24 protein-coding genes are annotated in these 26892 nt (G+C 37.8%); 4 read left to right on the top strand and 20 right to left on the bottom strand.

The genetic code is table 11. From position 1 onward, the window contains the following. Positions 1 to 477 precede the first annotated feature (477 nt). The 4 genes from BLW49_RS25555 to BLW49_RS25570 all read right to left on the bottom strand — a co-directional run bounded on the left by BLW49_RS25555 (position 478) and on the right by BLW49_RS25570 (position 2439). Positions 478 to 822 (bottom strand): hypothetical protein, encoded by a 345-nt coding sequence (locus BLW49_RS25555; protein WP_090727761.1) that lies wholly within the window; start codon positions 820 to 822, stop codon positions 478 to 480. Positions 823 to 1041: 219 nt separating this feature from the next. Further along, a complete protein-coding gene (locus BLW49_RS25560; protein ID WP_090727763.1) occupies positions 1042 to 1452 on the bottom strand; it encodes a hypothetical protein in 411 nt (136 codons plus the stop codon). A 40-nt stretch (positions 1453 to 1492) separates the two neighbouring features. Beyond that, complete coding sequence (locus BLW49_RS25565) at positions 1493 to 1750, bottom strand: hypothetical protein (protein WP_090727765.1); 258 nt, start codon at positions 1748 to 1750, stop codon at positions 1493 to 1495. 191 nt (positions 1751 to 1941) lie between these two features. Next, positions 1942 to 2439: a hypothetical protein gene (locus BLW49_RS25570; protein ID WP_090727766.1), complete on the bottom strand. Its 498-nt coding sequence runs from the start codon at positions 2437 to 2439 to the stop codon at positions 1942 to 1944. Positions 2440 to 2922: 483 nt separating this feature from the next. On the opposite strand from BLW49_RS25570, the gene BLW49_RS25575 reads away from it, so the two are divergent. Then, complete coding sequence (locus tag BLW49_RS25575) at positions 2923 to 3525, top strand: hypothetical protein (protein ID WP_090727768.1); 603 nt, start codon at positions 2923 to 2925, stop codon at positions 3523 to 3525. Positions 3526 to 4113: 588 nt separating this feature from the next. Here the strand turns inward: BLW49_RS25575 and BLW49_RS25580 are convergent. Further along, positions 4114 to 5244 (bottom strand): replication initiator protein A, encoded by a 1131-nt coding sequence (locus BLW49_RS25580; protein WP_090727770.1) that lies wholly within the window; start codon positions 5242 to 5244, stop codon positions 4114 to 4116. A gap of 909 nt (positions 5245 to 6153) precedes the next feature. On the opposite strand from BLW49_RS25580, the gene BLW49_RS25585 reads away from it, so the two are divergent. Further along, the gene (locus BLW49_RS25585) at positions 6154 to 6990 is read left to right on the top strand and encodes a helix-turn-helix domain-containing protein (RefSeq protein ID WP_090727771.1); all 837 of its coding nucleotides are present in this window, start codon (positions 6154 to 6156) and stop codon (positions 6988 to 6990) included. A 598-nt stretch (positions 6991 to 7588) separates the two neighbouring features. Here BLW49_RS25585 and BLW49_RS25590 read toward each other — a convergent pair. The 9 genes from BLW49_RS25590 to BLW49_RS25640 form a co-directional block, all read right to left on the bottom strand. After that, the gene (locus BLW49_RS25590; RefSeq protein WP_090727773.1) at positions 7589 to 7786 is read right to left on the bottom strand and encodes a hypothetical protein; all 198 of its coding nucleotides are present in this window, start codon (positions 7784 to 7786) and stop codon (positions 7589 to 7591) included. Between the two features lie 356 nt (positions 7787 to 8142). After that, on the bottom strand, positions 8143 to 9288 hold the full coding sequence (locus BLW49_RS25595; protein ID WP_090727774.1) for a GGDEF domain-containing protein: 1146 nt from the start codon (positions 9286 to 9288) through the stop codon (positions 8143 to 8145). Between the two features lie 713 nt (positions 9289 to 10001). Then, the gene (locus tag BLW49_RS25605; RefSeq protein WP_143042163.1) at positions 10002 to 11615 is read right to left on the bottom strand and encodes a stalk domain-containing protein; all 1614 of its coding nucleotides are present in this window, start codon (positions 11613 to 11615) and stop codon (positions 10002 to 10004) included. Between the two features lie 129 nt (positions 11616 to 11744). Then, positions 11745 to 12329, bottom strand: a complete 585-nt coding sequence (locus tag BLW49_RS25610; RefSeq protein WP_090727778.1) for a hypothetical protein — start codon at positions 12327 to 12329, stop codon at positions 11745 to 11747. 253 nt (positions 12330 to 12582) lie between these two features. Beyond that, positions 12583 to 13176 (bottom strand): NYN domain-containing protein, encoded by a 594-nt coding sequence (locus BLW49_RS25615; RefSeq protein WP_090727780.1) that lies wholly within the window; start codon positions 13174 to 13176, stop codon positions 12583 to 12585. Further along, entirely contained in the window at positions 13173 to 13427 is a 255-nt protein-coding gene (locus tag BLW49_RS25620) for a helix-turn-helix domain-containing protein (protein WP_090727781.1), read from the bottom strand. Before BLW49_RS25620 ends, BLW49_RS25615 begins: the two co-directional genes overlap by 4 nt. 13 nt (positions 13428 to 13440) lie before the next feature. Next, positions 13441 to 14637 carry a hypothetical protein gene (locus BLW49_RS25625; RefSeq protein WP_090727783.1) on the bottom strand — a complete coding sequence of 399 codons (1197 nt, stop codon included), beginning with the start codon at positions 14635 to 14637 and terminating at the stop codon, positions 13441 to 13443. Positions 14638 to 15180: 543 nt separating this feature from the next. Beyond that, positions 15181 to 15441, bottom strand: coding sequence for a hypothetical protein (locus tag BLW49_RS25635; RefSeq protein WP_090727786.1), 261 nt, complete (start codon positions 15439 to 15441; stop codon positions 15181 to 15183). 100 nt (positions 15442 to 15541) lie between these two features. Beyond that, positions 15542 to 15841, bottom strand: coding sequence for a hypothetical protein (locus BLW49_RS25640; protein ID WP_090727787.1), 300 nt, complete (start codon positions 15839 to 15841; stop codon positions 15542 to 15544). A gap of 423 nt (positions 15842 to 16264) precedes the next feature. Between BLW49_RS25640 and BLW49_RS25645 the strand changes: the two genes are divergently transcribed. Continuing rightward, a complete protein-coding gene (locus BLW49_RS25645) occupies positions 16265 to 17380 on the top strand; it encodes a hypothetical protein (RefSeq protein ID WP_090727789.1) in 1116 nt (371 codons plus the stop codon). A 314-nt stretch (positions 17381 to 17694) separates the two neighbouring features. Continuing rightward, the gene (locus BLW49_RS25650; protein WP_090727790.1) at positions 17695 to 18774 is read left to right on the top strand and encodes a YHYH domain-containing protein; all 1080 of its coding nucleotides are present in this window, start codon (positions 17695 to 17697) and stop codon (positions 18772 to 18774) included. Between the two features lie 349 nt (positions 18775 to 19123). Here BLW49_RS25650 and BLW49_RS25655 read toward each other — a convergent pair whose 3' ends face one another. From BLW49_RS25655 to BLW49_RS25690, 6 genes are all read right to left on the bottom strand, one after another. Continuing rightward, complete coding sequence (locus BLW49_RS25655; RefSeq protein WP_090727792.1) at positions 19124 to 19378, bottom strand: hypothetical protein; 255 nt, start codon at positions 19376 to 19378, stop codon at positions 19124 to 19126. A gap of 584 nt (positions 19379 to 19962) precedes the next feature. Further along, positions 19963 to 20316, bottom strand: coding sequence for a DUF4257 domain-containing protein (locus BLW49_RS25665; protein ID WP_090727795.1), 354 nt, complete (start codon positions 20314 to 20316; stop codon positions 19963 to 19965). A gap of 321 nt (positions 20317 to 20637) precedes the next feature. Then, positions 20638 to 20985 carry a hypothetical protein gene (locus BLW49_RS25670; RefSeq protein ID WP_139237043.1) on the bottom strand — a complete coding sequence of 116 codons (348 nt, stop codon included), beginning with the start codon at positions 20983 to 20985 and terminating at the stop codon, positions 20638 to 20640. A gap of 635 nt (positions 20986 to 21620) precedes the next feature. Continuing rightward, positions 21621 to 22064 carry a hypothetical protein gene (locus BLW49_RS25680; RefSeq protein WP_090727799.1) on the bottom strand — a complete coding sequence of 148 codons (444 nt, stop codon included), beginning with the start codon at positions 22062 to 22064 and terminating at the stop codon, positions 21621 to 21623. A gap of 189 nt (positions 22065 to 22253) precedes the next feature. Then, positions 22254 to 23297 (bottom strand): hypothetical protein, encoded by a 1044-nt coding sequence (locus BLW49_RS25685; protein ID WP_090727801.1) that lies wholly within the window; start codon positions 23295 to 23297, stop codon positions 22254 to 22256. Between the two features lie 196 nt (positions 23298 to 23493). After that, the gene (locus BLW49_RS25690) at positions 23494 to 26880 is read right to left on the bottom strand and encodes a DUF5704 domain-containing protein (protein WP_244533621.1); all 3387 of its coding nucleotides are present in this window, start codon (positions 26878 to 26880) and stop codon (positions 23494 to 23496) included. Positions 26881 to 26892 lie beyond the last annotated feature (12 nt).

Genomic DNA, 26892 nt, shown 5'->3' on the forward strand with positions numbered 1-26892 from the left:
TCAACTGTCCGAGGAAAATTCCGACGTTCCATATCCGGACAAATCAACCAAGTAGAGTCCTCGTATTTAAATTCTTGGGCAAAGTAGTACTATTAACCTATAAGGTCATTGTAATGCGCAAAGGAAGATTACACCAGCTAACAGACTAAGCTAACGGAAAACTTTAGTTGAACAAAGACAGCGGCAGTCTAAGACTTTATTTTCAGTCTTGGTCTCCGCCGCTGTTGTCTAATACTTATATTTCGAAACCTGACGATTTTTCAAAGCATAAACCGCGTCAAATCAATCCCTTCAGTCTACTACATTATTTTCTCCGTACATTTAACATGATCAAAAAGTCACCCAAAGGTGACTTTTTGGTGACTTTCTCTTAATGATAGTCTGTTTTCACAAAAAAGCGTTAGCATGAGCTACGACCTTCGTCTGCTACACACTACGCTCTAGCAACGGGTACTTCCACTTAATACTTAATACTCATTAAATATGTTTCCTCCACCCATTTATATCTGCCCAAAAACGAAGGAGTTCAAGATTAACTGAGGCTCGAAACGATAGAGCAGGTTCAAAATCAAGGTTGGTTCGGTTGGCAATCCGATAGAGTGTCCTACTGTATTGTTCAAATGATCTGATTGTCGCTGGACCATCGATTACTAAAAGCAGTTCCTCCAGGTAGATAGTATTGTTTAAGCATTTTTCATGTTCATTGATATACCGGGCAAGACCGTTGATCTGTGACTGATCAAATTGAGAGTCTTTTCGCATCCGGATAATGTGACTTAAATGTGCTTGAGAATCATCACTATCAATTTGGGTTTGGTACATCGCGATCGTGCCCCTTTCCTTTGTAGTAATGAATCCGCTAAAGAAATAAAAACACGCGCAGACGATCTACGTGGCTCACAATGATGCTTATGCAACAAGCATGCTTGAGGTATACGTAGCATCTAAATCTGGCGTGTGCCTTATCCTCTTCTCACTCCATCATGTTACTTTCTACATATGAGTAGTTATACTCGTGGGTCGCCTTCTTTGTTCGACTAGCTAAATAATCTTTGTTATATGTAAATTTTGATTAAACTCTACTGTGACAACTTCTCCTTCAGAGAGCTGTAGCTGTTCCCATACCTGCTGATCTGCGGTAAGTTCCATCCCTTCCAGAAGAACGTAATAACGCTCTTCCGTATAGTCCGTCCATGTTATTGGTATAGTCATACTCCCGACTATCATCATGTTATAATTGCTGCTTTTCTTACCTTCCAACTTATAAGTCTTATTGATAATACCTGTCTTTTCAAACGTCTCATCTGTTTGAGACTCATAATTAGTGGGACTCGTTAAGACCAGAGATGTTTTCATCATTTCCGCTTTTGAATTAATTGTTATGAGGATGAAAACCAATAAGGATAAGATGAAAACTGATAGAACGGCTATCAAACTAAATAAACGCTTCATGAAGTAACCCCTTAATCCATTAAAGATGTTTATAAATAATTTACTCCTCATTTTCATCTTTCCAAGCTCTGACGGTTACTTTTCTATTCCCTTTAATGTAGACTTCCTCTATTACTCCATTTGTTTCTTCTCTTGATACCAGTTCCATATCATTTGTATCTATTACCTGTACACTCTGCCGGTTATGACTCAAAGCTTTACGAATACTCTCAGTTATTATCGATAAAATCATTAAAAAACATATGAACCATAAACCTATTGCAACTATATCTCCAAGTTCTGATATATAAGTCTCCATTCAACATTCCCCCTTAGTAAATGTCTGGTGTCAGTATCATCGACGACAATATGACTTCTGCCACTTAGGTAAATAACGCTAACCTCCGGCAATGTCCAATCAACATTATAAGTATAGCAATAAACTTTCAATAATGTCGGATTCCCGGAGTCTAAATTTCAAAGTATAATCTACTGAATATTTTTGTAAAACTACATCTTTTTTAAAAGATAGCCACGATTAAAAACTTGGTTTAGATGAGTTAAATATTTACTTTCTAATTTTTGGTTTCCAATAATACATGATCTAATTTCTTTCATTGTCTGCAGATTTTCAATAAAAAGGTTGTAGTCGTCACGCATACCTCTTTCTATAAAAGTATCGGCAGCTTGCTGAAGGAATGTAATCTCTTGATCGATATTCTCCATAAAGAACTCGCGATGTTCACTTATAACATCATTAGTGATAGGATAATATTTTCGAATCTTCTTTATGGCCATTAAGTTGTTAATTATCTGAGGGATAATATAAAAGACTAGTATGAATGAAAACCCCGAAATAATGATTTCCATAGGAGATAACGACCTAAGTCTAAACCACTGCCCCACTTGATCTATTCCATTCCCCACCAATAATGATCCTGGGAATATAATAATTGCCCTGAACAAATTTTTGATATTCTTCTCTATGTAGCGTAAATTGTTCACCATCTTGACCTCCGTTAGTAAATTAAACCTCTTATAGAGTCACCCAAGGGTCATTCAATAGTGACCTTATTAAATTCACTTGTATCAAATGGATGTTTTCTGTCACAAAAAACGCATCTAATCCAGAGAAGGAGTAGATGCGTACTTCGCATTTCGTGTATTCGATTACGTAAATCCTATCATTTTTTGCTTGTTCCTTCAATACATAAACTCGTTTTGTTTAGTACATAATTTGATTAGTTCGCTTTCCTCTTAAGGCTGCCTACGATTCCAAGTTCCCGCTTCGCCTGCTTCATGATTCGTGCTAATTCCTTCGCCTCGGACTTTGTAATCTCTTTATTCCTCTTATTCATGCTATTCCACCCTTTCCCGTTTTTCATTCTATCTTCAATCTTGCCAATCTTTTTGACTTTTAAACATGAGGCATATCTACTAATCGCAGACATAGAATGATAGAAAATCTAAGTCCGCTGGAGGTTGCCACTGATGAAGAAATATAGCCTAATTAGATCAGAGTTAGATAGTTTGCAAAGCCGTAGCAACATAAAAGGAATTCTAAGTACTATACTCACGCTCCCTTCACGATCAACTGCTGTGTTCATGAAGATTGATTTACCTGAGTACGAAGTGTTGCGTGCACAGGTCTTTTTAGAGGATATAGCTGATAAACTCGAAGATGATGCGGCACTAAGTATTGTCGATCTCATTGCTCTGCTTTTAAAAGATTTCCTTCATGTCACGACCACGACTAAGATGGAGGATCTGAAAACCTCATTATTGGAAATGAAGAAGAAGTACCTCTCTAAAACAGAAACTATAGAAGAATTAGTTGAACTTTCCCCTGGCCGCTCTTCTCTTCAATTGAAAGAGAAGCCACGTAGGGTTAAATATTATACTCTTGAACTCACGGTGCCACGTAAAACAGCTTTAAGACTAGAAATTGTTTTATATGATCTCGAACAAATGTTTAAATCGTTCAAAATTGGAATGGACGAGCTAGTTGCTATTGTATTTCTTGAATTCGTACATCATCTTAAGATCGGAAAACAAAAAGATATGATTAAACGATTTATTCAATGCTTTGGATAAACATATCCAACTCCATCATAGACAACGAGAAAAACTCTATGTATCGGGGGCGAATATACATTTCATCATACTAGTGTACTCCTCTTACCTCAGGGTCAGTGTGGTGTCATAATTAGTGAGAATAATTTCTAAATTAATGAGATGAAAATTATCGAGTACTGAATTATTATGCTTTGATTCGTATGAACAATTGCCCATGCATAGCTGCTCTATTTTTCCAATACTTCTGTTTGTTCAATGTATCTTATTTTATTTACAAGCGTCACTTGTCTTCTGGCTAGTGCTACCGTTGCTTTATTCAAACGGTAAGCATTTTTTGTTTGATTAAACGGTAAGAGGTCCTCAGAATGAAGTATATACGGCTATACATTCCGCGAATAATTATACAATTATACATCTAGCCTTTGGCGGATAATCTCATCAATAGTGAAAATCAGGCCAGTACAGCAACGTTTAAGGGAAGATCATTCTCACTAATTCTGAATACGGCCCTTGATAAATCGAGATTTTTAACCAATGTTTTCTCACTATTTCTAACACTACACACGTTTTTTTAGTATCGGGGGCGAATATACAAATAAACGCTCCCTATATAGGGAGCGACAGTTGTTGAACACCTGCTTGGTTTGCCATACTGGTGGAGTTCAGTAATAAATTGGTTGGTGTTACTTCAAGGTACGAAGTCCCTGTTTCATCTTCATGAATAGTAAATTCCTCAAGAAGAGAAATCTCTACCATGTTCTTACAAGCATCCTCAACAGCTTTTTTCTTGTAGACTGGACGTGTCGCCTTGGAACCCATGAGGTTTGATATTTCTTCCAGAGGCCAACGTGTAATCCCTTGTCCAACCTGCGCCGGAAGGAAAAGATACAAGTTCTGCGCAGTGTCTGTTTTAAGATCTTCTAAGATGGCTAGACTAAGATATGCAATAGCTCCGGATTGCAGCGAGCGATAGATCATATCCGAGAACATAATTTTGAATGTGCTGTGCCGGTCTTTACGTCCAATAGCTTGGAGAATATTGATACGATCTAAGGAATCAATAATCCCCTTCTCGTAGTAGTAGCAAAACTCGAATTTACTGTCCTGTAGTACCTCAAGGGACTGCCAAATTTCATTATACGTCTTACCACCTGTATCACGATTCATTGCTTTGGCCAACGAGTATATTGTAAATTCAAACTCTTTCTGCTTTCCGCTTTCCTCCCAGAGTTTGTGAATACCGATTAATACCTTTGCATCCTGCAATGTTAATTCTTTGTTGGCTGGATGATAGATACGCGTACGACGATTGTCTCGAACTAAAGTGTCACCATCTTCTGCTGCAGATAAGGCTTTTTGCCGCTTAGTAGAAATTGAGGAAATTGCACCTTCAGCAAATATATGGCCATATGGGTGTGAAGGCTTGTTGTAGTAGGTTGCTCTTCTAATTTCTTGAGATTTGTTCCAAATGATCTGCTTGATTTGGTGTTTAAATATTTCTTTGTTAATGGCATCTGCCTCTTCTTGTGTGTTCGTTTGTTGAAGGAGTAGTTTAGTTAACTCGAGTTCTTTCTGACCTTCATCCCGAATGTGTCTTTGAGCTTCTTCTTTTGATTTACTCTTTAGTTGATCTGCAGCTTTTATAATTAAGTCCTGGACTTTTGGGTCTTCTTTCGGGAGCTCAAGCACTACTATCTTAGAGACCCACTGATCGATATTTACTTTTCGACGTGGCATGGTAACAGCTCCTTTATTGTCAGGATATTCTGTACATATATTCAGTATATTTATACTTACTGCTTTAGAATAACACAGATCCGAATGATCTGATAAGATTCGAGTACCAATTGTATATCCGCCCCCGATACTATGTAGACTTAATACCGTTAATACGTATATTCAACCCCGATACTTAAAATATCTGTATTCTTATGATGTATATTCGCCCCCGATACCTTTTAGGAAAATTAAAAAGCACCACATGATTAACAATGTTGGTGCCCCATTGGACTACTTATATTCGAGTAATGTATATTCAGCCCCGATACTTTGAATCTCCAGCTAGAGTGATGTCAACGAACATATCAATACCTTTAAAAAATCGATTGTTCGTTTTCCCCCGTTGATATGTATATTCGCCCCCGATACCCTGCGAAATCTAAGAAAATATACCAAAAAAAATTTTCCGAACATTCAACCCCGTTAGAATGTATATTCGCCCCCGATATACTGTCTATTCAAACCCGATAATTTGTTTATTCGTCCCCGATAAATCTAAGATGTATATTCGCCCCCGATACCTTGACGCGAAAAATATCAAAAAATACAATGACGGTAGGCTAGATTAGAAGTATATGCCATGAGTAATATAAAAATACCTAGATAAGAAAAAAAGCCCCCGAAGTGGGGGCCGGGCCTTTAGGCCGATCGAATAAAAAAACCGCACACCGCTGAGTCGAGCCGCTAACTCAAATTCAGCAATGCTATTCCGCAGGATACTGTTTCCGCAAAAAAACAGTATGCCTGGGGCCGTGTTAAGGTCGCCCAAAAACAACTTTAACTTAGCCGGTGCCCTTCTATTATACGAGACAGTTCCAGTAAATTCAAGGGTTTCCGGCGTGAAAAACTCTATTAGGAGGCTTCTTCATGCCAAAAAGCATCAATCACTCTAACCAATTTTTGTTTGATGGTATTAAATCCATCCTTAATAACTCGGATCTTAAAACATATGAAAAAATAATTATGATTGTAATCAAGATGCATCAAGAGGAATACGGTGATGTATTTCCCGATTACGACACCATCGCTGCTGCAGGTGGGATGTCTAAACGTAAAGCACAGTACGTGGTTAAGGATCTCCAAGCACGTAACATGATTGAAAAGTTTAGTCGTTTCAAAGAAGTTGCAGATGGAACTCGTAAACAAACATCTAATCGTTACACAATCGTTGATGAACAGGTTGCTAAATCAAAAAATGATTCTGATGCACAGCATGCACAAAAAGCACAAGATGCACCTATAACGAATTCTCCATGTGCACAAGATGCACCCTATAATTCAGGTTTTGAGAATCAAGAATCTTTAGATCTTTATCCTTCTACTGATTTAAAAGATGAAGAAGAATATATAACGCGCGAGCGTGAGAAACAATCTAAAACTTATGCATGTTATGCACAAGTCTTTAACGAAATGATTAAAGACCACGGGACGGGGATATTAAGCTTTAAACAAGAAGAGTTTCTGGAAACCTGTAAAGTATACAACCTTCCTGTTAGATTGGTAAGTGAACTTTATCCTCAAATCAAAAAGGAGATTCAAAAGTTTCATTACGAAGCAATCCACCGCACCTTTGATAAGTTTATTACTTATTTGGTAAAGAGGAAAATTGCTAATCCGATCGCTTGGTTTGTTTCAACCTTTCGTAATGAAAATCTAAAAGTTCTAACAGAATTAGGGATCCGATTCGGAAAGATAGTTTCATAAATCTACAAATCAAAATGCTCAATAGATGTATACATCTTTGCAAGAAGACTCATTAAATTTGATTCGAGGAGAATAATTTATTCTTTTAAGAAGATAGAGGGGCTCTTTCTAGCAAAAACAAACCTAGCTCCAAGTACAATGAATGAACTGCTGATGCTTTATCATTATTTTTTGTATCAGTCAGCTTGTTTCATTAAGGCTTGAGCTTACATTTTCAATTCAGTTGTTCTGTGAGATTGCTCAACATGCCCTTCTGTTTGGAAAATATGGACAAAGGTACTTGATTGGATTGATTACAGGGGACTCTTGGTCTTATTAAGAGAACCAAAATTAATCTGAAATGTATCTTGTGGGCTAATAGCATTTTCTTTTACTATTGAAAAAGGCTATGGAACAAGCGAGCATGTATTTTCTACATATTCTTTTGTTTATGGTCTTAAGTATAATTTAATGTTTCATATGCACTATTCACCTTTTTCTGATGAGTGTATATAAGGGGAACCAGCTTCTGTATTTCAGCTTATCCCTAAATTTCTCCGGATTGGTTCTAAAAACAATCAAAAAACGCCCCTTAATAAGGAGCGTCGTTAGTGTATGATTAATGAATATAAGGTGTACTGTGATCAGATTCAATGAAATACGGTACCAAATTGATGGGATTGTCCCAATCCCCGATTTTAAATCCGATTGACAGTGTCTCTTGTGTTTGATTTGAAGTCGTTTGAGGCTTAAATGAAAGACCCACAACCTTAAAGACTCCATGCGCTTCTTTTAAAAACCGTTTAGGTGCTTTCATAATAGTTGGTCCCTTCTTACTCTGAATAAGTTTTTATCGCAATATTGATATTTTCCGTTTAATCTATAAGGGCCTTTAAATACCTATATAAAAAAAGTAGTGAGTCACATTGACTATAAACAACATTTTATTCCACATAAACAAAAAAGACAAGGCTTTGTAAGCTTTGTCTCTTCATAAAGTTTAATGTAATTATAATAATATGTTAAATTATCTGTCCTCTCTTCAAGCCACAATACTCACATTCTTCACCGTTAGACACGATCTTTGTGAAGTCCTCGCTGAAGCAATAAGCTTCACTCCAGGTATGTTCACAAAACTCTTTGTCGTTACGGAAATCTACATTTTGATCGTATTTATGCATTTGAAACAACCTTTAGTGCCTCTGGTTTAATCAGAGCCTGGCTTCCTCCTCCATACTCCATTACTTTGTTCTTTCCAGTTTGTTTAGCATTGTACATCGCTTCATCTGCTTGCTTTATTAACACTTCAGGTGGTAATCCACTTTCAAATATCTTGTAACCGATACTTGCAGTTACCATCGATTCTTGCTCAATACGTCTCCTCATTCTTTCGGTTAGTTCAACCATGTCTACATCCTCATTGAGAATTAACATCACCATTTCTTCTCCACCATAACGACCTGCGATTCCAAGGCCATCAACTTCTTCCATTAAAATGGTGGCCACTTCCTTCAGAACCCCATCCCCAACCTTATGCCCTTTTGTATCATTCAATTTCTTAAAATTGTCGATATCGGTGAAAATAATATGTACGGGTATATTTTGATCTACACATTTCGTAATGTATTTCATAAAATAGCGGCGGTTGAATAAACCAGTTAATGGATCTGTGATTGCGGATACGTAAGAGCTTTGCATTATGACAAGTGAATGATCCATTAAAGTTGCAAATAGAACTACGTATGCAGCAGGTGCTAAAAGAGAATAGATCAGGTTCATCCCCCCTGAAATTGCAGGAATCAGATCGGCCAATAAGGAACATAATAATGCAAATACAAAAATGCCAGTAGATAACCAAACACTTTTTCCTCGACTTATTCTTTTTCCAAAAAGGATGGTAATGCCCAATACAGAGATAGCGCTTAAGGCACTTCCTGCCCAAATGGAGAAAGTTCCCGTAAAGAAACATACAGCTGCAGGTAAGAAAAATAATATGTAAGTTTTAATGTCTGCCTTGTTGTGAATTCGATAAAATCCAAATAGAATCACTAATAAACTCGAATTGGATACTGCATTTATAGCTTTAACAAGCCATGAGAGTTCGGTACTTGTGACTGCAGCTATTAAAAGTAAAATAAAGCTTACTACATTAAAAATCATATATCCAAATGATATTTTGGAGAGCATCGCATATGATTTCTTTTTTCGTTTTGCATGTAACTGCAGAGATAATAACCACATTAAGACGCTTATTGGAATAATGAGTGCTACTCTTACAAATTCTCCATTAACTCCATTAAATAAATCTAGTAATGACATAATCAACCACTCCTTTTCATTGATAAAAATTATTGAACCAGTCACGGTGCATTTGCATCGGATTCTTTATATATTGCATCCAGGCATGCTTGCTGTCTCGCTTGAATTTTTCTTTCATCTCCAGGAATAGCGTTATTAAAACCGGCCCCCATAAAACTGAACCGCTCAGAAGGAAATAAAACATTCCTTTTGCTGAATTCAACACGTAGTACCAACCGTTGTAACTCTCATCTAGATTCTTCGCTTTTGCCCAACAAAAGAAAAATAGGTAAAAAAGAAATCCAGTCGATATATATGCAATGGGGAGGATGATTTGTAATCGAAATATAAACACTAAGACTAGTCCCAATGCCAACCAAAGATATCTGTATCTCTTGCGCATAATGAACCCCTTTGCAATCAAAGTTACTAAATATTTATTGAACTAGAATAAGTGACACTTATGGTGTGATTATTGTTTCATTAGTTAGTGGCAATATTCTTAATAACTTATCCTAAATTTCCCCTCTCACTATGAAATAAGAATAAAAAAAGCGAACGCCTATTAAATGGGCGTTCGCGTGCTTCGCGTTTCTGGTTATTCAGTTAAGTATTATTATACAACATTAGTGCCTCGTGCTCAATGAAAACCCTAATCATCATTTACATATATTCGTAAAATGATTGCTTTATCCATTAGAACCACTCGGAGTCAAACCGAGAATCTTAAAAATCTAGTTTAATAATTTTGCAGCCTCTAGTGCTTGTTCTGCTTTTTTTATGCTTTCGCTGGTTTGCTCGATCGCCGCATTGATCTTGTTAATATTCATTGCATCTTTCCAGCCGCTGAGGAGCGATGTTAAGTTGCCTATTAACTGTGATCCTCCTTCTGTAACCGTAGCAATTAATTCCGGATCTGATATAACGCCTTTCACGTTTGCTACATAGGACTTTAACTTCTCTGCTAGCTGTTTGTCAGCCAGTGTTGCCGATAGTTGTTCTACAATTTCTGAATTCTCCACGGCAACTGCCATATGTCTAAAATACTCCTTTAATGAATCATGAACACGGGCTGTCTTTTCAACCAATAAAATGGTGTCGCCTAATGTAAGTGAGGAGCTAGAATCAGTTTGATCAAAATTGATTCCAAAATCGAGTAAGGATAACTCTTGATCGATTTCTTCTAGTTGGAGTGCCCTACTAGTAATTTTTGCTGCAGATGAGAGTGTTAAGGGCTCATCAATATCTGAGATTTCATCTTTAAGGATCAAACCTGCCTCGATCGCATAGTCGATTGTTTTTTGGACCTTTTCATTTTGGCTAAGATCATAGAAAGACTTAGTTAGGAAAATCGCTTTAGCTTCTGGGAATAGAGCGATTATCAAAAATTTAAGCAGTTGCTCCTCGGTAACAACTTCTTTTGGATCAAACTCCCCATCGATAAAACCGTATTCAGAAGCCTTTTCCTTAAGATAGTTAATATTTGTTTGTGTGTTATTTTCAGATTCCTTTGAAGGCTTTGACCACAATCCTCTTGCTGAGGACTTAGCTTCTGCTTCTAGATGAGAGAATAAATCTTTCCATTTAGAATTTGGTTCAATTGTTAACTCTCGAGCATATCCACCGGCTACTAGATCCGCATTATACATCAACCCATTCTCTAAGAACACGTATGCCAGTGTCCGCCCATATGGATCATCTGACTTATCTTCAGCAATAAATACTGTTTGTTGGCTAAGACTTTTTTTCGTATAATTCGAAGCCTCAGGACCCCAGTACTCTACTGCGCTACCCTCCTTGACCGTCTCGGGAGTATCTACTCCGATTAGTCTTATAACATCTTTCTGGCCTTTTTTAGGACCATCCTTATAAATGCCCTCAAATGTATCTCCATCCCGTATGTGCTCGACTTTAAACTCTTGAAGTTTAGCAGAATTAATTATAACGGTGTTAGGTTCTTTAATCCAACCTACGTTAGTGCCTAATGACTCACTTACGAAACGAAGCGGTACGTATGTAGTACTATTTAAAATTGTTGGCTCGACAGAAACATTAAAAACATCTCCATTTTTCAATACTTCCTTTTTCCCGATGGTTAGCTTGATCGTTATATTTCCTTTTGTTGCTGTCACCGAGCTTGAATTGCTGTCCCATTTCACTTGGGCACCCAACTCCTCAAATATTGCTCGCATTGGTACCATCGTGCTTCCCTTAATCAACTGAGGATCTTGATCAAACTCCATGTTTTTTCCATCGAGATATACAGATATACCTTCGGCAGCTCTTGAGTTCGAAGGACTGGCTAAAAGCGTTATGACCGTAATCGCGCATATTGCTGTTTTCTTCAACAAAATAATTACCCCCTAACAACAAATAAGCGCACAATCTCCATAGGAGATGTGCGCGTGCTTCGTCGCTTAATGTTATTCAATTACATTAATTATACGAACTGTATTTATTCCCGGCAACCCTTTATATTAGATAATCTCACAGTGTAGTCCAGCCTCAATTGCTCGCTTCTGAGTTTCATGATCTAGAGTAACAAAGATAATGGAAATTAAGTCTGTTCTTTCTGCATACAAATATGCGCCAATAGCTCGATCACTAATATTGGCCAGGTCTAATCCGATTTTCTCAACGTAGGAGACGTTAGTACCAATTTGCATGAAAGCATGGCTAAATTCAATTTGTGAGTCATACTGGTAAATTCCAACTACCTTATTCTTCTTTTGAGCAGCAAAAACTTCTTCTGTAATGAGAATTGAGCCAGGAGTGTCCACTTGAAAAAGTTGCGGATATTTTGTAAGGACCCCGATATCGAGAGCAACTACATACCCCTTATTGAGGTAGTACTCCAAAATTTCATCTCCAGAAGTATGGAGCTCATGAAGCTGATTTCCACCAAAAAATGAATCGGAGCTAACATCAGCTTTCGTATAAGTAGCTTCCTTGATTCGTCTTTCACGGGCCAAACTGATACGGTATTCAATGTATACGTATAACATAATGCAGCAGAAAATCGCGCCGAAAATCTGTAATATAAGTATCTCAAAGTTCCCCATCGCTCTCACTCTTTCCAACGGTGATATAATGGCTCATTATATCATGAGGATTGCCGTCTAGCATTTTTGGAGCAGTAACAAATAGAAACCAATATACTAACCTTTCTCGGTTTTCTCATTAAGCTAATAAGTTTGAACAGTATATCGTATTCAGATCAACTTCAATCTTCTGCAGGCTTATGCTGCAATGATAACCCTTTCGTAATAAAAGGAAAGTTTGGATGTACTTTTTGAGCGAGAGATTTACACATGTTTAGTTGCTAACTTTCCAGGTTGTCTTTGAAGGAATAACTGTTTTTTTGTCCATGTCTTGAATTATCGATTCAAGATTGATAATGACATCAACGGAGTTCTTTAGATGAAAAGCTGATTTATTCTTACCCAGAACTGCAAACACTGTTGATCCATTCTTTTGCGCTCTTTCAATGGCAGGCACAAAATCTGCGTCTCCTGAAAAAACTACTATGTATTCATATTTATACACGGATAACTCGTATATATCTAGTGCCATCAATACATCTAACTGCTTCTCCTTTAGAGAACCATCATCCTGAAAGTAGCACTCCCCTCTTAATACGTTTATTCCATCATATTGTAATGCCTCGAAAAACTTGTATCTGCTATTGTACTTGGCATCCTCAACATGGCCTTTAGGGGGCAGGGTCCCATAAAAGTTGAAATCAGTTACCATCTTCTGTCCATAGTTACTCTTTAGATATTGCTCGATCGACTGATAAAACTTTTTCCATGATCGAAATCCGCCCACCCCTACATCATGTAACTGATGCATAGCATTACTTTCATCAATCAATATAGCGCTTTTAAGTCGTTTCCCCACAGGCCTCATGTTGTTAACCCCGCCATTTTTTTGTTCTTTGATACCATAAGTAAATGTCGCAGAGACAAACCTAAGACCGTTGACAATCGAAGAAGATAATCCTCGTTAGGAAAACGAATATCTCTTTCCCAGGCAGAGATTGTAGTTTTATCCACATCTAACTTTAGAGCTAATTGAGCTTGCGAGTATTTCAGTTTCAACCTGCTTTCTCTTATATCTAAGCCAATAGTCGTTATTTTTTCATTCGATTTATTAGACATAATGTGATTCCTTTCATGATTCGTATAAGTTTAGTTGAAGATTGGGAATTATCTCATGTAACTTCTTTTTTAGCCCATAGAAATTGTCCTCAATATCTTCTTTAAGTACTTTCATGTAGTGGTAATCAGTTCGATTGATAAAGTAGTCGCCCCGTGGTTCCGACTTATTACTGATAAAATCTTTCTGTGACACAACGTAATCGATAACGATTGTTTTATTTCGGATAAAAAGTACCCAATCTGGTTTTAATAAAAGGTCTTCATGGTAGAAATACTGTTTAGTCATTGCATGATCAGGTACGACATGCTTGATGTTACATAAATAAAAGAAGTCATCTACAATCTTTTTATCTTGTGAATCTAACCAATCACCGTCGAGACTTGTATAGCGTCCAAAATCAAAATCATCTTTACTGCTTACAAATGAAATAACTTCACGTTTTGTATCAGATAACTTAAGTTTTGCATAAACAACAATGGTATTCCCTTTTATAAAATCAGTAACATCTAAATTTTGCTGATCGAGAACATACTTCATGATAATTATTTTGTGATTAATGTAGGAGCCATCTGATGACTTCTCACCGCGTAGAGTAACTTCAACGTTTCGCTTAATTGTTTCTTTAGAGGAAAGTATTGTACCAACTATAAATCGCTTCCTCGATGTCAGCTTGCCTTTTGTATGCATATCTATTATTTGTTTGTAGCTAGGCACCAGCTCTTCTGCCTTAATCTTTTGGGCCGTTCCTCCTTCTGCGACAATAAATCGGAATTGGAGGACCTTATCGTACTCATTCTTGAGGAACATTGCATGAAGGTCATGGATGAATTTATATAAGGAATTTCCCTTAGATGATCTCATCAAGTCGAGGCTGGTTAGAAAGGAATCAGAAGCTATAGATTGGAGTGTCTTTTCATTAGACTGTTTTGCCGACTCAATATTAAGTGTAAAAACTGGGTTCTCATTGTTTTTACGATTCATTTGGACTACCTCGGAGCTTGATTCAACAATCTTCTCAATTTCATTCCCAAAATACTTACATGTGTGAGTTTTGCGATCGACAACTCTAAAGTGTGGTTTTCGATTTCCAGTTGATACATACGCCATTTTTCCTTCGCAAAAACGACAAGTGACTTCTCCATGTTTAGCTTCTCTGTAATACTCAGCTGAAATTTGTTTTTTTTCATAACCATATCTTGCCCACTGCATAAGTTAATGCCCCCTACATAAATATTTATGAAGTAGTCTGCGCATCAGTTGCATATAAAAATAAAAAGCACCCCAATACGTCTTTCGACATAAAGAGGTGCTTCCTCACATTCACGTTATTTGATTAATAAACATTATATCATATTTCCAAATTTAGATTAAGGTTTTTTTCCAAGACTAGTTGCTCTTTGAACCGAGTACATTATGTCCTTTTGGGAAAGTTTATTTATTGAGGAAGCTTTATATCCATAGGAATGTACTAACTGTACATTGATAAAGTATCGGTTGAATTTTGAATACACTACCCTATTATCTATTAATAAAAGATGCATGAGCTGTCCTCTTGTTTCAACGGACCATTTATCATAAATGAAAAGAAATACCACGTATGATAAGGAAAATAACAATATTAGACTTATCATTAGGGGGATTTTGATCTCCCAGGTTCGTGTAGCTGCGGAGAAAAATTGGATTGAATTATGTATTGTCCAGATCCCCGAAATAACTGTGAAAATGAATAATATAGCAAGAGAAAGACGTTCTTTATGAAACAGCTTTATTAAGTGCACGAAGATCATCCTCCGAAAACCCTAGCTTTCTTTCAGCAGCATCAAAAGCCAAAGAATTTAGGTGATAGTGAATTATGTTATCGAGCTCTCTGATCTCCCGTTTTGCCTGTTGTTTTTGTTCCACGTTACCGTAATTGATTAATCCAAGCAGAGCCACGTATTTCTTCATCATAACTGCAGCATCAATCGGCTCAAGTCCATGTGTTGTTGGTTCCATAGTGAAGTTATTCAACATTTATATCACTCCATAAGAGAATATTGTTCTGTTATACTTTATAGCGATCAAAGTGATTAATCAAATTTACAAGCAGTTATCCTGCTAAGTGCTTTAAATATCACCGTTCGCTAGTTAAATTGGTGAAGATCTCCTCGATCTCCGCCTTTCTTACAACGTTATTTGTGATATGATATTCTTCAAATAGCTTGGCATATAAATTTAATTTGTTTATCTCTCGCTCTTCGTTTTTAGTTAACTCAACATGGTTGTATTGCTTGCTACTTTCCATCAAAGTCTTATACTTTTCCTCAAGTTCGCTTCTAGTCACAATGTCATTTGAATTGTAATATTGCCAAATAATTTGCCCCATTAGCTTCTTAATCCGGAGAAGTTCTGAGCCAGATAAGTGAGATCCCATACAGAATACCTCCTTTTAAGAAGTATCATATCATAGTCGAGCATTTGCTTCAGTTATTTCTCTCCTGCAAAATAAGAGCTCTGTCTACGACAGATCAGCAAATCTTCTTTTTAATAGCCAGATTTACAGTTACGAAGTGTGGTTTATGGAGCATAAGAATGGCACCGGTATATTAGATCATCCATCGTCTGCCGCCCACCAACCAACCACATATGGATTATACATTATCCCGTGCGGGATTTTTATCAAGCTGTTTGCAAAAATAAAGTATTTGACTGAAAAATAAAGTCATCCGTTAAGCTAACGAGCAGGCTGCATTAATCATTAGATTTTCTCGGAGTAGAAGATTTCAATGGTAAAGGATATGAAGCATAATCTGTCGAATTTATTTGGGTTAGCCGCTATAGAAAGGAAGAATATGGAGTGATAGATAAAGAATATTACCTAAAGTTAAGTAAGGATGCACAGAAAAACTATGCTTTCTATAAGGAGGAAGCTGAGGCTGCTGCTGTTAGACGGGAATTTACTTCTAACAAGCGATATGATATTACTCCTTTTTGGTACGGTCGTGAAAGTACAGTTCCAGGGGAAGTTTCAGAAGTTGAAACCGACATATATTATGAGTTTGATAGCCAAAACAGACCCCTTATCTCAGCGAATGATGAATTAATTGATGGTTATACATACTCCGTTTATGAAGAAAACCGAATCACTACAAGATTGTACTTAACTGGAGAACTTTATTCAATTAAAGAATATTTAATAAAAGATGGATTCATTAATCGGTGCGTAGAATACTCTCCTCGATTTGATAAGTTGCAATATGAAGACTACATATATGAGGGTGGAAACTTAGTTCAAGTTTATCAGCCTGTTTACGAAAATAGTCCTTATTATTCTTCTCTTGTTCGAACTTATCTTGAATATGATAAGAAAGGTGAGCTTACACGAGTATTAGACGGTGATAAGGGAGTTATTTTTGTAAGAATGTCTACTGATGAGGCGGCACTACTACGGGAAGAAGTTAAAGAAGAGTTAAAATTAGCATTAATAGAAGTAGTTGATGCTGTATGTAAGGGGTTAGTAGATATACGTTGTTGTTTCTTGGCCATTTACTTGCATGATGAAGCTCATGGTGTGTACTCACCCATTTTTCATCCAGGATTGCAACATATCAGAGATGAGCAGATAGAAAACAATAAGGATTTTTGGACGATCTGGGCTTCGGGAGAGCATCCGGTGAATTATCAACAAGAAATTTCAGATCAAGAATTAATCACGAAGCTTAGAACACTTATTATGTATTGGCATAATACAGATACCTGGTGGGAAGAAGGTATGAAATTATGGCATGAGGTCACCTATGCTATAAATGCGACTGTTTGGTCCAAGTACCCATTACTCTCCGAATTACTCTCCGAGGATTTTGTTTTATTTGTCGATTGGGAAGGACTGGATGTTACAAAAGGAGAGCTTGAAAAGAGTATTCCACTGTCGAAAAGGAAAATGCTCAAATCTAAGGGATTATTACCAGTATAGAAACGATCACGGTATTCAATGTCCTCTCCGGCTATTTAATTATTGGGTGAATATAGGTACTATGTGATCCTATCTTCTTATGGATTAAATGGTTGTGTGGTAGAGAAGCAACTAGACATTATGGAGAAGCAGTAGAGTCTTAGGTTAGAAAAACTTGGAACAGTTTGTCCGTTGGTAGCTGCTCCATTCATTTTTCAAATTAATTAACGGGCAGTATAGTGAATATGGATGGGGCTGGAGCATTCTAGTTTCTCTAATGGAACAAACTTCATTAATAGTTACTACTGAGAGTAAAATTACTGGAGGAAACTTACTTGAAAAAAGCATCCCTGTTGCTTATGGTCATGATATTATTCTTTCTTTCGTATACTGCTGATGCACACCCAGGCAGAACAGATAGCTCTGGTGGACACACTTGTCGAACGAATTGCGGCAAGTGGGGGTTATCCACTGGAGAATACCACTACCATAACGGTGGCGGTTTATCATCTTCAGATGACGACGTGTCTTCAGACGAAGTTTCGGACGATAACGTTTCTTCAGAAAGGACTCAGGCGCAGCTTGAAGAACATTATGATGAGCTTGTTCAAGAAGGACATTATCTTGGATATAAACATGGTTACAACGAACTTTCGTTTTTAGACTTTCATCCAGATCAATTCGGGCAGTTATCTACGGCCGAATATAGCTGGTATAAAGCGGGATATGAAAAAGGCTATGAAGAAGGAAAAGCAATAAGAATAGAAGAGCTCAAGAAGAGTTCAAAGAAAGAGGGATATAAGTATGGATTAAGTAATGAAGAAATTTGGATTCCCGATCTTTATTTAGGTATTAAGTCGGTTAAAGAAGCATATGAGATAGGATTTCAGGAGGGGCGAGCTGAAGCGGTGGAGAAAATTGAACGAGCCTCTGAAGAGAAGGGGTACAAATCAGGTTATAATTTAATTCCATTCGCAATCCCAGAAGATCTGCCTAAAGTATTTGTAGATTCTTTCAAAAAAGGTTATACGAATGGTTACGAAGATAAAAAAGAAGCCGCCTTTCAAGAAGGTTACACCACTCATTTTAAACTAGTAGAATACAACCCTAATACATACTCAGATTATCCAGATATACAGCAAGCCTATAAAGAAGGCTTCGATTCGAACACTGAGGCGGATAATTATCGAAAAATTGCTTTTGAGACAGGAAGCCAAAATAAAGCCCTTTTTCTGCCAGATGAAATTCGTGGAGATGAAGATATTGTTGAATTATTTAATACTTACTACCAAAAAGGTAAAGATGAATGGAACAAAAAAATCAAGCTTTCCTTTAGCTTGATTATTCTTGCAGCCTTAACATTAATTATAAGTGGGTATTTTTTTTATCGAAGAAGAAAAAACTCTTCCTTATGAACTCATAGGGGAGTACAAGAAGAGATCAGTTTTAGCAACGGGTTACAGACCCAGGGAAACGTTCGAGCTGCCCCGGCTACTGACAAATACTCCACGGAATAAAAGTGGTAACCAGTAAAAACAGGATGACCTCATAATACGACGGGAAACGTTAGTTCAACAAAGACAGCGGCAGTCAAAAGACTTTATTTTCAGTCTTGGTCTGCCGTTGCTTCATTTTATTAGTCAGTCTAATACTTGTTTATCGAAGAGAGACGATTTTTCAAAGCATAAACCGCGTCAAATCATTACCTTCAGTCTACTACTTTATTTTCTCCGTACACAAGTCATGTACAATAATTTCTGGGTATTAGAAATCGCTTCTTTCTGATGCTAGAAGGAATACAGAATCCATCGTGTATGTATATCCGAATTGCTCCTGGTTGTCTTTCTTAGCGATATTCACCGGTTTTACAGAAGAGTACCAGTAAATATCTCTTCCTTTCTTCCTCTGCTCCAGTATTTTCTGTTCTATCCAGCTTATATCGAAGGTAGGCTCGATTACATTGAAAACCTTTCTGCCACGGTCGCTAATTATGAAACTCAATACCTCACGCTTTTGCATATATACTACCTCACTTATATGGTGTAAAGCCCTAGATGGCTTCCAGTGACAATATAAGGTTGTTAGGCTACTTTTTAACACGTTCATGTAATTAAATTTAAAATATATATTTGACACTTACAGTCTAACACACACAGAAATTGCCGAAATCATCGAAAGATTATAAAGAAATCTATTTTGAGTGTTAGAGATAAGCAAAAAAACCCGAACACATAGTGTTCAGGCTTTTTCGATTCTTTTCAATTAGCTACCGTCTCAAGTGTCAAGGTATGTAGTGCTCGATTAAACCCCGTTTTCCTTCTACGATCAGACTTTTCAGTATGGGTTTTCCGTTTTTTCGAAAACCTAGCAACCACTCGAATCTGGCTCACTTCCGTTTCCAATTCCTTCTTAAGTTCAAAAAGTTGAGTAAGTTTTTCCTCATATTCTGCTTTCTTTACAGTATCGATTGATTTCTCTCGTAGGTAATAGATCTTGTGTATGAGTTCCACTATTTCGCTTAAAGTTTGGTTCGAATCCTCCATAGTTTACACCTCGGCTACTTTTTATGGTTTTAGAGCTTCAATCTAAACAACTTCAGTGAGCTAAAGTTTATCTTTTCCATCTTTGATACCGATGAGTTTCTGATATTCTTCATCAATAGTTTTAGCCTCGACATCAGAAACTTTGGACAGAGCATTTTTAGCTAGGTAGGTAAGCCCATTGAAGCCTGCAAGTACTGATGTGCCGATAATCTTAGCATATCCAACTGGCTCAAAGAACGAAAATGCAGCCAAAGCCGCAGCCCCACCAATTACAAAGTCACCAAACAAACCAGGAATAAAGAATCGTTTTTTCCCTACCTTCTTGATGTAAGGCAGTAATACCCCACCTTCCAACTTCGATGCAACGAAAAGATTAGTTAATCCTCCGACTACAAACGCGATTAATAATTCCACAGAAATCCCTCCTTCTAAATTAGAGTTAATTAAAAAAACCACCTTATGAAGTATTAAGAAAACACTCAACCGGTGGGAGGCATTTAGCTATTACTCAACAAAAAAAGGTCAGAACAACCCCGATTCTAAGTCAAAGACACAAGAAAACTAGTCTTGGTCAATTAATCCAAATGGATTATTAGAATGCGGATAGTCGCCTGACCTTCCGTAAGTTAGAGAAAATGATAAATGGTATATCAGTATTATAGATGAGTTAAACTTATTTTTCCATAGAAAAAAAGCCACGACGGATCATCCCCGTGGCTTCTATGTAATTTATTCTTAGGAGACCAATACTTGAAATGGTATTTTTTCATCTGATCTCATATTAGGTAGCTTTGTCTCAAGCGCTTCCTCAATAGCTGCAGATAATTTCATATTGGATGTGATGCTGCCGCATTTGGAGCATTTATGCTTCGGAACCGATTCAACTACAACCCGCATACTGCTTTCGCACTCAGAGAGAATGAATTCTTCATTGCGATTAACCGAGATCATTTCCTTTACATCGTGACAAGAAGTGCAATACGCTTTATAGTCAGGTACGGATCTTTTATCGCTTAATATTAGTCCTTTAATGTATTCCTGAGTATCACCGTTGGTATACATTGCTGCTTTAATCTTCAACATAATCAGTTCCTCCTCAGTTAAGTTCAGAGAACTTAACGAGTCCGAATTGAGAGCCATCTGGATTCCCCCTCGCGGATTTCGCTAAGTCCATTATACATGGATCGACGATCATTGGATAATTCAGTTATATACATAATTTAACGTAGAATTTCGATCACAAAAGCAAATCTGATTTTCATAGGTATCATCCCACTTAAATTTACGAGAAGCGGGGTCCATTACGGTAATTATGGTCCAATCTAGAAGATTGCTTTTGTGGGTCGCGACAATGAGATGTATCGGCCGCTCATAATCAACAGATGTCTTGAAACTGTACTTTAGTACAAAACGGTATTCACCAAAAACTTTGTTATAGGAAGAACTAATCATTTTTCCTTTAAGAAACGCTTGGATCAATTGCGTTCTTGAATACATTCTAAAGTTTTCCCGTTCTGCCGAGTGGGAATTTTCAATCATACTAAGCCTGGTTCCTTTATTGCTCTGAGCGGCTTTAATAATTTCGATATTCTGAGAATAAAATCGTTCTTGAATGTTACTTCTTCGTACCATTTCATTTCTACACTTTTCAGGGTTTTTACATGAAAACAATTAATTCGCCTCCCATATTTTTTTCATTAAAAAACCGCAGCGACTTATCAGCTACGGAGGTAATTAGGTCTTCTATTCAATTTCATAGAGAACTCTTTGATAGTCATCTTTTTGTAACCTTGCTTGGTAACCTTTAGCCAAACTCTGATTTGTTCAGGTAGGTTTTTTAATACTTTAGCAATCGTTACCTCCACCTGAGCTTTGGATCCGTTAAGTGCTATGATCGGAATTTCAAGAGGGAACGCATTTATATATGAATTAAATTGAATAAATGCGTATATCCTGTCCTCTGAGTATGTAAATACGTTCATTACTTCTGCCCAAGATATTTGATGATCTGATGCTACCTTTTTGATGAGCATATCCGCAAGACAGAACGCTCTAAAATGGAGAACTCCTTCATGAACGGTCGGAATTTGAAATGAAAGTTCGGCCAACTCACTACTCACTCCCATTGCTGCACATAATTCATTAAAGAATGTTTGTTTCATATAACTCCTCCTTATAATAAAAAAACCCTTAAGGAGGCTATGGTCTGGTAGAAGACAGACTTAGGCACCTTAAGGGTGAATTATTGATTAGAAAGTCCCATATCGCATGACGTGGGATAAAAAAATAGAATGTTCAAAGGTATGAAATTATTATATCACAGTTACTACGAATTACGGAATAAGGTGCTTTTAAGCCATTTCGAAATCTTCCCAGATCTCAGGTGCCTTATGACCAACCCGAATCGTTATACGTGCATCTTCAATTTCCCCTGCAGTATCATCCATCCATAGTCCAATATTATTGTTGCCCTGCTCCCACTCTTCAAGCAGCTTTGAGTCAATGGAACTCCGGATGTTATCGTTAGTAAAATCTACGTCCGAATCATGAGTTTGTAAAAGAAGTTTATAACGAAAATTCAATTCCGGAGCTGGATACAGCATTTCTGAGGACAGCACGAGGGTAGTTGTAGTTACAAGGGAAACATATCTAAGTATGTTTAATGCTTGAAATACAATCTTTTCTACCATCGGATCAATCCCGTGCCGTAACAAGTCTTTAGGTAATTCAACTACCAAAAGCATCTGCTGCTGAGCATCAGTTTGACATGTAAATGACCAAAAAGACCAAGCAGCTGTGAGGAAGTCCAGAGCTTGTTCGTAGATATTGTTATCCGTGTTAATATAAAACTTATATCCTTGATCGTTAACTTGTATCCATGTGATTTGGGAGAGACTGTTTAAGGAAGCAACTAATCCTTCCTTATGTGGCGTTTCTTCGCTAAGACCTTCTATTGCTCTCCTATAACCCTTTAATGGTCCCTCAATATGAGGTCTAAAGCTAATTGGAGGGAGGAGATCTCCTCGCGGAATATCCAGTATCTTCGCCTGCAGATTAAAGTAAGAGGACGAAAAAAAATGACGGTTATCAATAAAAACTTGGCGATCATCGAAGTGCTCGGGAGGGTCAGAGAATTCTTCTACCCAAGGGATCGTATTCAGTACAGTAGACTTCCCAAACTCTGGCTTTTCTGTCGAGATCATATAAACACAATCCTGATCTCTTCTGCTCAGCAACTCAGTTATCTCAGAAACAATCCTGCGACGTGGTGAACGTTCCTGGTCACCAATAATAGCAAGTTGAGCGTGCTCATACATCCACCATCCCCAAGCCATTTCTCCATCTCCGTGATAGTAATTCCCCAGGATAATGGGTTTCTGTATATCTTTCTTCATTTATTCTCCTCCTTAATAAAAAAAAGCACAGCCGTCCCATAAATTTATCAGGATCGGCGGTGCTTCCGCTTTTGATTATATTCGATTAATTCAATTATATAGCATTTGGAAATCATAAACAACGAGTATTCTATTCAAGAAAAAAAGAAGAAAAGGAGCCCTAGTTTGGGCCCCTCCTCACTCATTCTTTGATGAATCAGTGCGTACCATATGGTCTATAATCATCATAAGATGACTTGTTGGCATCATAGAATACTACATCACCATCTTGCAGCAAGAATTGGACGCCATATGGATCTGTAATTACATGGTCACGAGTTCCATCTGCTCCGTCAAATCCTTCCATATCCCACCATTGGTTGTTTAAAGGACCGTGAATGTATTGAAGGTGAGGATTATCTAGGTTTGCATTAGGTATCGTCTCAATGTTGAAGTTGACTGTGATATAACCGTTCTTCAAGAAAATAGGTGATTTATCATTCAAGCGGTTGCTTCGTCCATATGCAGCTAGATCTGTACCTTTCGGCACAGCATACACAGCAGCTGGCAGGCTGTATTCCCCATACCATTTCTGTTCAGAAGCATTGACTCTGGCTGGTGTTGCATTTGCATTGCTAGGTCGCTCAAAGGTGTTAATGAAGGTCCGAAGTGGAGAAGGTAGAATTTGCACATCGTATCCTCCAACGTATGTTGGTTCTGTCGACCGCTTCACGAATGAGTTAATGTATTGATCTCTTGTCATCGTCCAACCTGAGTTAAGATCATAGATAGAACCTGCTGTACTAATGATGTCGGTGTAAGGTACATTGCGCAGACGGGTATTCATAGTAATTTCCCTCCGCTCGACATCTTCTGTCGAACCTATCTTTATGAACTTTTGGTTTTGAGAATGATAATATAAATCAACTTCAACACGATTAGCCGGTGTTAATGGGTTATTATCTTGGAAGTAGAACTTCGGAGTGATTCTTACCGCGTCCTTATCTCCAAACAAATTCCCTTTAGTCTTCATTTCAAATTTGAAATGATACCCCGACTTTACTGCGACACTCTTGTAGTTTGCAAGAGGATGGCTTCCTCGTCTGATTGGTAACTGATACGGAAATACTGAACCATTCGGAGCTGCATCAATCCCGTATGGACCAACCGAATAGGATGTACCCTTTGGAATACTACTTCCCTTCCCAGTCCGAAACACTGTTTCCCAGTTCGGGTCAGCAATATCAGTGATTTTGAAGTCGTAAATTCGTCCTATAACCTCTACTGGAACTGTGTCTGTCGCAACGTGATTGGCCAGATTTAAGTTCGCATCTTGCTCCGTAGTAAATCCAGTGTTCGGAGAGTTTTCAGCAAAGGAGCGATAATAAACAGTGTAGTTCCCTTCATCTACCCATTTCGGTAAATAGAACGTGGTTTCGATTTGAGTAACCGGTATTTCAATCCAAGTATTGGCTGGATAAAAACTGTTCCTGTCTGCTGAATATACGTCAAACTCAAATCGGACTTGCTTCAATTTAATGTACTTCGCGTAGTCCCTATTCCCGTATCCTGGAATGTTTCGATGTTGGCCACTTGTAGGAATGCTTACCGTAAAAGGTCTATCCAAAATAAAAGCCCTTCTAGAGTAATTCGGAATCGTCTTTTGGTTATGAGCAGCATCGTCAGAAGCATTGGCATACACCACAGTAGGAGTATGAACCGTTACACTATTGATACCACTGATTGCAAAATCGGTATTCGAACCACCGTTCACATTACCAGGCAGAAGGTTATAATAGATTCTTCCTGAACTTGGGATATTGCTTCGGTTTAAGAATGTACTGCTTATCATGTTATTAGGCTTATATAGCACATTCTGTCCAATTGTTGACGGACTAGGAATATTTGAAGGTGTAGGTCCATCCTTTGTAGCTTCAGCATCATTCATGATCGTAGAACCATTGAAAACGACTTTATCATTTTTGACTTTAGCTTCTGGAGTGTCACCTTCCGCCATTCCTTTTAGTAATTCTGTGTCATCAGGTACTTCTGGTGGAGAGTTTAGTCCCCCCTTTAAAACTGGTGGAGTGTAACTTATACTCGCTCCTTTTCCAGGAGTTACATGAGATTCAACAGATGGATCATGCTGGGATACTAGTGACGGGGAAGTATACCCGCTAGGATTCATTGTGACTTTCCCACTAGGCAATGCATCATTTGACATGTCCGCTCTCGATATCTCGTATACTTCCAAATTGTTGATCTGCCAGTAAGAATAGTTACGTGTAAAGGTAAACGAGTAAGGTTTATCCGCCGTGTCTGTTTTAGGTTCAGGTGGTCCTGGCGTACATTCTCCTTCTTCACCTTCTGGAGGACAAACTTCCTCTCCAGGAACAGTCCATTCAAGAGCGTAAGTTACATCAACATTGCACTCGTAAGTAATAGTCCCAGACATTTTAGCCCACACATGCTTGAACAAATAATTATCAGCAAATGCATTGGTATAAAGAGATTCAGATGTTGGAATACCCTGTAATACATCAAACTTCTCTGATCCTCTACTATCTGCTCTGATTACACCATTGGTATTTGGATTCATATCAGACATGCTTGTGGTTGAAACTTGAGATGGAGTACCTAGTGTGTATGTACAAGCGCCGCCGCCACCTGGTTCTCCACCCCCACCACCAGTTTCCTCGCCTACAGTAACCGTAGTGGTTGTTGTTAATCGGTATCCGTCCTTTTCCCAAAGGACTTTAATAGTTGTTGTTCCTTTACTTTGAGCTGTAACGAGTCCATTACTATTTACTCTTGCAACACCTGGGTTAGATGACTCCCAAGTGGTTGTCCCGTTTCCTGCAGATATAGTAGTTTCACTACCAAAATTACCATCACCATTTTTAGTTTTCACTTTGGCGGTCAATTGTTTGGTTTGTCCAGTAGACAATTGACCGCCATCGGTTAGGCTTATTTCTTTGGTTACTTCTGCTCTACCTCTCCAATAAAGGTCAGTGTAAATATTATACACAGCATTAAATTTATCCCCGTTATATGGACCATAACTTTGAGGCTCTATTGCTCCGCCGATTTGTGCTGTGAATTTTACTCGCTTACCGGTAAAGGAATCCACACTTACTAAGATTGGTAGTCCTGGTGTGTAATAGTTATCGTTGTCCATATAAATTGGATTCTGAGTACTTTCAACAAGTTCAGTTGATAAAACCCTTTCACCATTCTTATCCTTCCATTCGGATGGGATATAATATGGTGAGCTTAAATCAAGATCAACACATACCAAAGATGAGACAGGTTTATTTGTGAGAGAGTTATTGGTCAATAATTGCCCATTACACGACCCATCAACTCGCCACTGCAAATTATCCTGTTGCCATATATAAACCCCAATATTGGTATCCGCCACACCTTCAGCAGGTATGACTTTCTTTTGAGTCTTTGCTGGTGAAGAAGGCTCAAAATACGGAGCCTCTAATGCTGGTTTTTGACCAGGTCCTCCACCCGCAGTTACTGAATTTATAGGGATAAATATTAAGAAAAGTAAGCTTATTGTGATGAGTTGTTTTATAAAATTATTACGGTAACTCAATGACAATCATCC

Origin of the sequence: Paenibacillus sp. PDC88, from assembly GCF_900106725.1 — a bacterium.
GTDB lineage: Bacteria > Bacillota > Bacilli > Paenibacillales > Paenibacillaceae > Paenibacillus > Paenibacillus shunpengii.